This is a genomic window from Sphingomonas epibiotica, assembly GCF_039615155.1.
GTDB lineage: Bacteria > Pseudomonadota > Alphaproteobacteria > Sphingomonadales > Sphingomonadaceae > Sphingomonas.
The window spans coordinates 73,753-84,939 of the sequence record NZ_JBDGHY010000004.1; the positions used below are offsets into that span (position 1 = coordinate 73,753).

The 11,187-nt window shown below is 65.3% G+C and carries 8 protein-coding genes; 3 read left to right on the forward strand and 5 right to left on the reverse strand.

All coding sequences use genetic code 11. From position 1 onward, the window contains the following. The first annotated feature begins 197 nt into the window (after window positions 1-197). Window positions 198-1,784, forward strand: a complete 1,587-nt coding sequence (locus AAIO73_RS09200) for a choice-of-anchor L domain-containing protein (RefSeq protein WP_345877514.1) — start codon at window positions 198-200, stop codon at window positions 1,782-1,784. Between the two features lie 83 nt (window positions 1,785-1,867). On the opposite strand, the gene AAIO73_RS09205 is transcribed toward AAIO73_RS09200, so the two are convergent. The 3 genes from AAIO73_RS09205 to AAIO73_RS09215 form a co-directional block, all read right to left on the reverse strand. Continuing rightward, window positions 1,868-2,317 (reverse strand): hypothetical protein, encoded by a 450-nt coding sequence (locus AAIO73_RS09205; protein ID WP_345877516.1) that lies wholly within the window; start codon window positions 2,315-2,317, stop codon window positions 1,868-1,870. 86 nt (window positions 2,318-2,403) lie between these two features. Beyond that, window positions 2,404-3,129 carry a phosphatase PAP2 family protein gene (locus AAIO73_RS09210; protein WP_345877517.1) on the reverse strand — a complete coding sequence of 242 codons (726 nt, stop codon included), beginning with the start codon at window positions 3,127-3,129 and terminating at the stop codon, window positions 2,404-2,406. 279 nt (window positions 3,130-3,408) lie between these two features. Next, complete coding sequence (locus AAIO73_RS09215) at window positions 3,409-4,119, reverse strand: SDR family NAD(P)-dependent oxidoreductase (protein ID WP_345877518.1); 711 nt, start codon at window positions 4,117-4,119, stop codon at window positions 3,409-3,411. Window positions 4,120-4,269: 150 nt separating this feature from the next. Here AAIO73_RS09215 and AAIO73_RS09220 point away from each other — a divergent pair, with 150 nt between their 5' ends. Continuing rightward, entirely contained in the window at window positions 4,270-4,989 is a 720-nt protein-coding gene (locus AAIO73_RS09220) for a hypothetical protein (RefSeq protein ID WP_345877520.1), read from the forward strand. Between the two features lie 541 nt (window positions 4,990-5,530). On the opposite strand, the gene AAIO73_RS09225 is transcribed toward AAIO73_RS09220, so the two are convergent. Beyond that, window positions 5,531-7,786 carry an NADP-dependent malic enzyme gene (locus AAIO73_RS09225; RefSeq protein WP_345877522.1) on the reverse strand — a complete coding sequence of 752 codons (2,256 nt, stop codon included), beginning with the start codon at window positions 7,784-7,786 and terminating at the stop codon, window positions 5,531-5,533. A 169-nt stretch (window positions 7,787-7,955) separates the two neighbouring features. On the opposite strand from AAIO73_RS09225, the gene mutS reads away from it, so the two are divergent. Next, a complete protein-coding gene (gene mutS / locus AAIO73_RS09230; RefSeq protein WP_345878036.1) occupies window positions 7,956-10,526 on the forward strand; it encodes a DNA mismatch repair protein MutS in 2,571 nt (856 codons plus the stop codon). Between the two features lie 234 nt (window positions 10,527-10,760). Here mutS and AAIO73_RS09235 read toward each other — a convergent pair whose 3' ends face one another. After that, a complete protein-coding gene (locus tag AAIO73_RS09235) occupies window positions 10,761-11,186 on the reverse strand; it encodes a hypothetical protein (RefSeq protein ID WP_345877524.1) in 426 nt (141 codons plus the stop codon). Window position 11,187: the final 1 nt, after the last annotated feature.

Genomic DNA, 11,187 nt, shown 5'->3' on the forward strand with positions numbered 1-11,187 from the left:
GACTACTCCAGTAATTCAGCTAAATGCCGGTAGACGAAGCACTTCCCACTTCCAACACGGCTCGAAAATAATAGGAAATTTCCATACCTCAAACGTAGTAAAAAGTAAAAAAAAGATATACACGTCCTGTATTTACACTTAAAATCAACCTTGTTATTTGCGACCTGCACGCCAATGCTCTGTCGGGGTAAATAATCATGGTCGATAATGTCATTACGACGCCGAGCAGTGTTTCCGAAATCGAGAATTACCTCAAACCGGGTATGACGGACGGCTTCGCGCTGTCGGACATTGCGCTGACCGGCACGTTGAACGCCGTCGGCGTGTTCGACTCGCTTACGCTTTCCGACGGAATCAACTTCTCGCGCGGCGTGTTGATCACGTCGGGGTTGGGTACGCCGGCCCGGAGCAACACCGCCACCGGCTTCTCGCAATCCAACGGGCTGCCGGGAAATGCCGATCTGAGCGCCTTCGCGTCGGCCGCCTTTTCGGGGTCGGGCATAACGCGGGACGCTACCGTCCTGACCCTGACCTTCACGGTGACCGACCCGTCGATCAACTCGCTGTCGTTCAAGGTCGCGTTCGGATCGGAAGAATATCCGGAGTATTCGAGCAGTAGCTTTGTCGATATCGGCGCGATCTGGACGGGAACCGGGGCAGAGGCCAAAAACTATGCATTGATCGACGGCAACGTCGCCACCCCGCTCGCCGTCATCAACGAGAATATCAACCTCGGAAACTTCATCAACAACCAGAACGGCCAATTGGCCATCCAGTATGACGGACTGGTCAATGCGCAGACGATCCTCGTGCCGGTAACGATGGGCGTCAACACCATTTACATCGGCGTTGCAGATACCGGCGATACGATCCTCGATTCCGGACTGTTCATCTTCGACATCACCGGTTCGGGGTCCGATACCGGCGGCACTTTCCAGCAGATCGCGGTCGAAAACGGCAAGCAGTACGATGCCAGCGAGAACAACACGATCTTCACCGGAACCGCGTCGGACTTCGACCAGACCAGCTTCAATGGTTTTGACGAGAATGACCAGTTGCTGATTACCGGCAGCTTCTTCGAATCGAGCGGCGCAAAACTGACCGTCGGATCGCTCGACCTGCGGTTCGATACCGATGGTGACGGCCTGGTCGACACGACCATCAAGCTCGAGGATCCGGTACCGAACGCGACCGTCGTGATCGCATCCGGCGGCGAGGGCACGTCCGTGACCCTCGCCCTGCTCGCCGCTACGACGGACGGCGCTGACAGCATCGACGGCACTGACGGGCTCGATTTCCTGTCGGGACAAGGGGGCAATGACGTACTTGGCGGGCTGGGTGGTGCCGATGCGCTGTCGGGCGGGGCAGGCAACGACCAGTTGCTGGGTGGTTCAGGCGACGACTGGCTCGACGGGGGCACCGGCAACGACGTGCTGACCGGCGGTGAGGGTGCTGACGTCTTCGTGTTCCACAACGCCACCGAAGCGACCGGCCGCGACCGCATCACCGACTTCGGCGCGGACGACGTGCTGGTCACAACGGCCCGCATCTTCGACAGCAACGAGGACGGCGTCATCGACTTCGGCCGCAACCGGGTGCTGGACCTGGTCGGCGGCGGTCAGGTGACGATCAGCGACAGCGCCGGGAAGGCGGTCCGCGCCCTCGAATTCGACGGCAGCTTCGTCGACGGCGGCGTGACCTATTATGTCTACAGCCGGGTCAATTCGACAACGGGCACCGACTTCTTCGCCAAGGTGTCCGCGACCGAAGTCGTCGCGCTATAGGACGAACGTCCGCACCGGGGGGGGGGAATGCCCCCGGTGCGGCGCCGCTGCGATGGCCGTTGCCCGTCCGGCGGGGCGTGGCCTTACTTGGCCGCGCCGGTCTGCTTGTCGAAATCGGCCTTGGTCACGTTCAGCATCAGCCGGTTGCCCTTGACCGCGAACACCTCCGACGGGATCATCGCCCGCGAACTGCCAGACAGCAGTTGCACGCCATCGGGCTTCACCGCCTCGATCGTGCCGAGTGCCGCGCCGGTCGAGTCGTAGACGTTCGCCCCGACCAGCAGGTCCGCGGCGACCGCCGGTACGATGCGGTTGGTGTTGCGTCGCGTCGGCCGGGCGTTGGTCGTCGTCCCCGCCTCGTCGCGCAGATTGTCGAGCGCGAATTGCTGGTCGCGCTCGCTGCCCGCGCTACGCGACGTGTCGTTGCCCAGTCGGGCATCGGTCGACGGCGCACCGCCGCTCGGCACCTGCGCCGGCGCCGAACCGGCTGCGAACGCCATCATCGTGGCAACCAAAGCGAACCTCACCTTCATCCCTACCTCCTGTAACACTCGCATTCCGCGGGATTGTTTGCGCTAACGCTACGCCTGCGCGGACCGGCTGGCAAAGGTTTCCGTCGTTACCGCCCGCCAAGCATGCGCAATTCGATCCGCCACCACCCGATCGCCCACAGCGCGCCGAACAGCCACCCGGCGAGCACATCGCTCGGCCAATGCACCCCCAGATAGATTCGGCTCGCCCCGATCGCGATCACCAGCAGCACCGCCGCCGTCATCGCAAAGACCCGCGCCGCTGGGCGCCGCAGCAGCGGCCATGCCAGCGTCGCCAGCGTCAGATACACGATCGCCGAATTGGCTGCGTGGCCGCTCGGGAAGCTGTTCGATGTCTCCGCCATCAGATGCGGGACCAGATCGGGCCGCGCTCGCGCGACCGCATGCTTGACCAGCACATTCGCCCAGCTTCCGCTCGCACAGGCGACCGCAACCAGCGCCCCGGTCCGCCATCGCCCCATGCTGCCGAGCAACACCGCGACGAACGCGACGACGATCGTCAGCACCGTCGTACTGCCCAGTGCGGTCACATCGCGCACCATCGACGCAAAACGCATCGAACCGAGCGGAACTCCGTCGCTGCCGCGCAACGCCAGCAACAGCCGCCGGTCGAGCGCGAAAACGTCGCCCTGCATCACCCGCGTGCCAAGGAAGAACAGCAGCAACAGCACGCCCCCGGCGGTCGCGATGCCGACGATGCTCCATGGCATGCGGCGCGAGGGGCGGGGTTCGGGACGCAACGGATTGACCATGCCCGACCGAACGCGGCAGGCGGCGAAACGGCTGCCGATCATGCGGCGGAATCGGGCGGATCGATATAGAGTCGGCCTCTCGGCCGACCACTTCCTTTCCGGCAGACGATGGCCGTGTGGAAGGTTCGCGCTTGAGCATGCCCTCGCACCGGCGAGACTGCTGCAAAAGTGCCGCCTCGTACCCGGCGCATTCGGAGGACGTCGGAACGGACAATTGTCCCCGACCTGATCCGGGGGACCGCTTTTGCCGCAGGCCAAGGAGGAAGCAGCCCCCCCCCGGGTCGCGCGCAAGTTGATGATCTTCACGACGGTTCGATTACGTCACGGCGCGATCTCTGCCCCGTCCCATGCGAAGATGCGGCCGTTCTGCACGGGGGTGAGGGCGTCTAGGACAGCGAGCAACCGCTCCGCGCTATGCTCGGGGGTGAACAGCTTTCCCGCCGGTACGCCGCGCTGGAACGGTTTGCTCAAGCCTGTGTCGACGGTGCCGGGGTGCAGCGCGACGCACACCGCCTGCGGCCGGCTTCGCGCCAGTTCGATCGCGGCGGTCCGGACGATCTGGTTCAGCGCCGCCTTCGATGCGCGATAGCCGTACCAGCCGCCGAGACGATTGTCGGAAATGCTGCCGACCCGCGCCGAGATACAGGCGATGGCGGCAGGCGTGTCGCGGGCCAGCAGCGGGGCGAAATGCTTCAGGACCAGCGCCGGGCCGATGGTGTTGATGGCGAACAGATGCGCCAGACGGTCGGCGTCGAGATCCCGTAACGAACGCTCCGGCCCGCCGCCTTCGTCGTGCAGGATGCCGGTGGCGACGATGACGCGGGTCAGGGGCGCGTCGATGGCAGTGGCGGCTGCTTCGATCGACGCCGGATCGGCGATGTCGATCGGGGCGTAGGTGACCCCGGCGGGCAGCGTCACCGGTTCGCGTCGCGCGGCGGCAATGACATGATCATAGCGCCCGGATGCCGCGAGCGCCGCGACCAATGCCGCGCCGATCCCGCCATTCGCGCCGATCACCATTGCGGTCGTCATTCGCCTCTCCCGTGTCGATCGATTGCACAAACGTTCGATGGCGCCGGCAATGTCCCTGCGGCCGGGCGACCGGCGTTCGGGACCGCTGCGGTTTGCCGACCGGCGAAGCTGCGCTACACCGCCTGTTCACGAAAAGGACTTGATCTATCGATGTTTAGTCGCCGTCTTGCTGCGCTTACGCTCGCCATCACTACCGCCGCACCGGCATTCGCTGCCGAGGCCAACGCCTATCCCGACATTCCCGAACCGATGGTGTTCGACATGGTCCGCCCGATGAGCGCACGGCGCGGGGAGCTGGAAACCAATGTGCTCGCGCTGTCGCCGCTGTCGGGACAGGAGCGCGCGCTGGAATGGGCGCCGGAAGTCGAATATGCCGTTGCCGATGGCTTTGCGCTGGAGATCGAATTGCCGTTCGAGGGGACGCGGCTGGCGGAACTGAAAATGGGCGCGCAGGCGACGTTCGGGACGATGGACCGGGGGCGGATCGTCCACGGCGTGCAGTTTCTCGGCATCTATGAACGCGAGAGCAAGCGCACGTCGCAGGCGCTACTGTATATGTTGGGGCGGCGGCACAATGAACGACTGAGCACGATGACGATGGTCGGGGTCGGCGATGTCCGGCTGGGCCAGTCGGAAAGCGACGCCGGGCTGCTGGTTAATCATTCGACCTTTTACGACCTTGCCCGCGCTCGGGTAGTTGGACTGGAGGTCAATTACAAATCGCATCGCGACGGCGGCATCGCGCTGATCCCGCAATTCCATGCGCCGTTGGCGGACAAGGTGAATGTACAACTGGGTGCCGGCGCGGATCGCCAGCGCGGTGAACCGGCGCGGCCGGTCGGCGGGGTCCGGCTGATCAAGGAGTTTTGACGGGCATCCGTGCTTGCGGCAAGCAGGGGTTTCCTATGAAACGTCAGCGATCGAGAATGTCAGCGACGTTAATCGGTTGGAAATTCTCTTTGGACGGCGGCGTTGCTTCGCCATCCTTCAACGGGACTGCCTCTATCGAGCAATCGTACGCGATAGGTGATCCATACATGGTTTGCATCGAACACTTCTCCTCAAGAAGTACGAAACGGGACTTCCCTTCCGCACGCGACATTTCGGCCAACCGTGTCAGTATTGCCTGTGCCACCTCGCGGGTCTGTCGAGGTGCCGCGCGAGCGCTCACCCGAATACGGCCATCGGCAAGCTGCTTGGCCTTGACCTTGACCGGCGCGCCACCGCCGTCGGCCCGCTTCCCTAGCAACCACGCCTGCGATTAAACGGGTGATGGGGCGAAACCGAACGCCAACGACAGGACGAGCAACGGCACCGTGAAACGGGTCAAGACCATACTACCTTCGCAAAATTCCTGCGTGGCAATGACGAAGCGGAATACGGGGGCGCGTAAACCAAGCGCCCCCTCCCATCACCCCACCATGCCGCCGGCCGCCAGCACCGCCAGCGTCACCAGTTCGTTGGCGGTCGACGTCATCGGCGCGATCTGTACCGGCTTTTCCATGCCGATCAGCATCGGACCGATAACGTCGTCGCCGCCCAGTTCGCGGAGCAGCTTGGCCGAGATATTGGCCGATTGCAGCCCCGGCATCACCAGCACATTGGCCGGACCCGACAGGCGGGCGAAGGGGAAGTTCGCCATCTGACGCGGATTGAGCGCGACGTCGGGGGCCATTTCGCCCTCATATTCGAAGCCGACCTGCCGCTTGTCGAGCGCGGCCACGCCGTCGCGGACATTGTCGATCCACTGGCCTTCGGGATTGCCGAAGGTCGAATAGCTCAGGAAGGCGACGCGCGGTTCGTGGCCCATGCGGCGGGCGACGGCGGCGGTGCGTTCGGCGATGTCGGCCAGTTCCTCGGCGCTCGGCCGTTCGTTGATCGTGGTGTCGGCCATGAACACGGTATGGCTCTGTCCGACCAGCAGATGGATGCCGAACGGCACCTTGCCACCAACCGGATCGATCACCCGCCGCACGCCGCGATAGGCCTGCGCATAGGTGCGGGTGATGCCGGTGATCATCGCGTCGGCGACGCCCAGTTGCAGCAGCACCGCGCCGAAGGTGTTGCGATCCTGATTGATCATCCGCTCGCAGTCGCGCTTCAGGAAGCCGCGACGCTGCAGGCGCTGGTACAGGAAGTCGACCATCTGCGGCACCATCTCGCTGGTGCGGCTGTTATGGACTTCATATTCCTCGGGATTCGCGACACCCATCGCGCGCAGACGGTCATAGACGTCATCGCGGCCGACCAGCACCGGGATGCCATAGCCGCCTTCCTTGAACGCGATCGCCGCGCGCAGCACGACTTCCTCTTCGCCCTCAGCGAACAGGACGCGCTTGGGATGCGCGCGGGCGCCCTCATAGGCCATGGTCAGGACCGAGGTGGTCGGGTTCAACCGGGCGCGCAACTGCTGGCGATAGGCGTCCATGTCGAGGATCGGGCGCGTGGCGACGCCCGAATCCATCGCCGCCTTGGCAACCGCCGACGGCACCAGTTCCATCAGCCGCGGGTCGAACGGCGCCGGGATGATATATTCGGGGCCGAAGCTGTGCTGCGTGCCATAGGCCAGCGCCACTTCCTCGGGCACGCGCTGGCGCGCCAGTTCGGCGATGGCGGTGGCGGCGGCGATCTTCATCTCGTCGTTGATGCCGGTCGCGCGCACGTCGAGAGCGCCGCGGAAGATGAAGGGGAAGCCGATGACGTTGTTGACCTGGTTCGGATAGTCCGAACGCCCGGTCGCGACAATCGCGTCGGGGCGCGCGGCCTTGGCCAGTTCGGGGCGGATTTCGGGCTCGGGATTGGCCATCGCGAAGATGATCGGCGACGGGGCCATGTCCTTGACCATTTCGGGCTTCAATGCGCCGGCAGCGGAGAGGCCGAGGAACACGTCGGCACCATGCAGTGCTTCGGTGAGCGTCCGGCGATCGGTGGCGGCGGCGTGCGCCGACTGCCACTGGTTCACATCGTCGCGCCCCTGATAGATCACACCGGTGCGGTCGCACATGATGACGTTTTCATGGGCGACGCCCATCGCCTTCATCAATTCGGTACAGGCGATCGCGGCGGCGCCCGCGCCGTTGACCACGACCTTAACCTCGGACAGCTTGCGCTTGGTCAACAGACAGGCGTTGATCAGGCCGGCTGCGCAGATGATCGCGGTGCCGTGCTGGTCGTCATGGAACACCGGGATGTTCATGCGTTCGCGCAGCGTCTGTTCGATGATGAAGCATTCAGGCGACTTGATGTCTTCGAGATTGATGCCGCCGAAGCTCGGCTCCATCAGTTCGACCGCATCGATGAAGCGGTCGACATCCTCGGTCTTCAGCTCGATATCGATCGAGTCGACGTCGGCGAAGCGCTTGAACAGGACCGCCTTGCCCTCCATCACCGGCTTCGACGCGAGCGCACCGAGATTGCCGAGGCCGAGAATGGCGGTGCCGTTGGAGATGACCGCGACCAGATTGCCCTTGGCGGTATAGTCGTACGCGGTGGCGGGATCTTCATGGATGGCGCGAACCGGCACCGCGACGCCGGGCGAATAGGCGAGCGCGAGGTCGCGCTGCGTCGCCATCGGCTTGGATGCGATAATTTCGATCTTGCCCGGGCGCCCTTCCGAATGGAACAGCAGCGCCTCGCGCTCGGAAAACTGGTCGGTGGCTTCGGACACTGGCGCTTCTCCCGTTTGGATGGGCTTTACGCAGGGGAAGGCGGATCGGGCAAGTATGTTATCCCGGAAGTTGGGAAGCAGCATGGCGTTGCCCTCCCCTGCCCGCACCGGTATCGCACGGCCCATGGCGACCAAGGCTAGGGCGGACGATTCCCCCGCCCCCACCCCGATGATGCAGCAATATCTGGCGTTGAAGGCGGAGGCCGACGATTGCCTGCTCTTTTACCGGATGGGCGATTTCTTCGAGCTGTTTCATGACGATGCGAAGATCGCCGCCGCCTGCCTCGATATCGCGCTGACCGCGCGCGGGGAGCATGAGGGCACGAAGATCCCGATGTGCGGCGTGCCGGTCCATGCGGCGGAGGGGTATCTGGCGCGGCTGATCAAGGCCGGGCACCGCGTTGCCATCGCCGAACAGGTCGAAAGCCCCGAAGAGGCGAAACGCGCACGCGGATCCAAGGCTTTGGTGGCACGCGCGATCGTCCGGGTGGTGACGGCGGGGACGCTGACCGAGGAGGCACTGCTCGACGCGCGCGCCGCCAACTGGTGCGTCGCCATCGGCGAGGCGGCCGGGGGCGTGGCGATCGCCGCAGCCGATGTGTCGACCGGCCGGTTCGAAGTGATCGAGACCGACGCTGCCGGGCTAACCGCCGCGCTCGCCCGGTTGCAGCCCGTTGAGGTGGTGGCGGCCGAGACGTCGGCGTTCGCGGAGACCGCGACCTGCGTGCGCGGGCGGGCCGATTTTGACAGTGCGGCGGGCGAGGCGCGACTGAAGACGCTGCACGGGGTCGCGACGCTCGACGGGTTCGGGCAGTTTTCGCGCGCGGCGCTAGCGGCGGCGGGGGGGCTGATCGCCTATCTCGACCACACCGCGCGCGGACAGTTGCCGTTCCTGCGCCCACCGGTCTGCGCCGCCGATGGCCAGTGCATGGCGATCGATGCCGCGACGCGCGAAAGCCTGGAATTGACGCGGACGGCGGCCGGAGCGCGGGCGGGGTCGCTGCTGGCGGAGGTCGACCGGACGGTGACTGGCGCCGGTGCGCGCCTGCTGTCGAATGATATCGCCGCGCCGCTGATGGACCGTTTCGCGATCGAGGGTCGGCTGGCGGCGGTCGGCTGGGCGCATGACGATCCGGGTTTGCGCGACGAACTGCGCACCACGCTGCGCGCGTTGCCCGATATCGGCCGGGCACTCGGGCGGATCGCGGCGGGGCGTGGATCCCCGCGCGATCTCGGCCAGTTGCGCGACGGATTGAGCGCGGCATGGTCGCTGGGGCAGCGGCTCGACAAGCTGGCGGTGGTGCCGCCGCTGATCGGCGACCTCGCGCCGCGGCTGCGCGGGCATGGCGAGCTGATCGACCTGCTGACCCGCGGCCTCGTACCAATGCCGCCGATCGATGCGAGTGCGGGCGGCTATGTCGCCAGCGGTTTCGACGCGGCGCTCGACGCGCTGCGCGATACGGGCGCGGGCGGACGGCGGGCGATCGCCGCGCTGGAAGCGGAATATCGCGAACGCACCGGCATCGCCGCACTGAAGATTCGGCATAACGGCGTGCTAGGCTATCATGTCGAGGTACCGGCGCGCGCCGCCGACAAGCTGATGGCGGCCGACAGCGGCTTTACCCATCGCCAGACGCTGGCGGGCGTGGTGCGCTTCAACGCCCCCGACCTGCACGAAGCGGCGCTGAAGGTGACGCAGGCGGGCACCCATGCGCTGGCGGCGGAGGCCGCGCATCTGGAAGCATTCACCGAGGCCGCGCTGGCCAACCGCGAGGACATCGCCGCGACCGCCGACGCGCTCGCCCGGATCGACGTGACGGCGGCGCTCGCCGAACGCGCGGCGGAGGGCGGCTGGGCACGGCCGACCCTGGTCGGTCATGCCTGTCTGGAGATCGTCGGCGGGCGGCATCCGGTGGTCGAAAGCGCGGTCGCGAAGAGTGGCGGGCGGTTCGTCGCCAACGACTGCCGCCTGTCGGAAACGTCGCGGCTCTGGCTGGTGACCGGGCCGAACATGGGCGGCAAGTCGACCTTCCTGCGGCAGAATGCGCTGATCGTCGTGCTGGCGCAGGCCGGCAGTTTCGTGCCGGCGACCTCGGCGACGCTGGGGCTGGTCGACCGGCTGTTCAGCCGGGTCGGCGCGTCGGACAATCTCGCGCGGGGCCGGTCGACCTTCATGGTCGAGATGGTCGAGACCGCCGCGATCCTCGCGCAGGCGACGCCGCGGTCGTTCGTGATCCTCGACGAGGTCGGGCGCGGCACCTCGACCTATGACGGCCTCGCGATCGCGTGGGCGGTGGTCGAGGCGATCCACGAAGACAATCGCTGCCGCTGCCTGTTCGCGACGCATTATCACGAGCTGACCCGGCTGGCCGAACGCTGCGATGCGCTGTCGCTCCACCATGTCCGCGCGCGCGAGTGGAAGGGCGATCTGGTCCTGCTCCATGAACTGGCCGAAGGGCCGGCCGACCGCAGCTACGGCATCGCCGTCGCGCGGTTGGCGGGCCTGCCCCCCGCCACGCTGCAACGCGCCAAGGCGGTGCTGGCGAAGCTGGAGGACGGCAAGGCCAAGACCGGCGGGATTGCGGCGGGCTTGGACGACCTGCCGCTGTTCGCTGCCGTCGCGGCGGTTGAGGAAGCGCCGGTCGATACGCTGCGCGAGGCGCTGGGGGGGATGGATGTCGATGCGATGTCGCCGCGGGAGGCGATGGAGGCGCTGTATCGGTTAAAGGGGTTGGTTTGAATTATAGCTGGCGGAGACTTTCTATTTCGCGATCAGTCGCGCACGACACGGCGCGGCTGTCTCTACCCACAACCGCGCCCCTCACGACCTCGGCATCCGCGATGGCGCACCGGTCGGCGTACTCGACGGACACAATGCGGGGATCGGACTAGGCTAGTCTCCCTAGGCTAGCACCCGCAACGCGTCCGCATAGCGTCGAGCCGGGCACCGATCAGCTCAGACGCCAGCTCCAAATCAGGCAACCCGATATGCTTGCATTTCACCAAGCAGTTGATCCCAGCGCCCTTTCTCAAAGGCGGTTATCGCCTGCTGAGCCGCATCACCATTATGAAAGCCCGTCATGGTAACACCGAGTTTGAGCAAGATAATAAAGCCCATGAACTCCTTAGGATCGCCATCCAAGGCGCATAGGCTTCTGAAGGCAGCGGCATCACCGAACACGTCAATGCCGGACAGTGACACGTCCGCCTCAGGCAGAAAGTATGCCTCAACCACTCCGCGCGATGAGATCGTAGCGCCACATCCGTCATATCGGACAACCGTTTCACCCAAACGGCTTTTTCCCGTGGAATGAGGTTCCCCCAGCGCCGCAACAACTTCATCGTAAGAAGCTCCAAACTCGAAGCCTCCTGCCGATACGTAAGGCTCTATCACATTCATT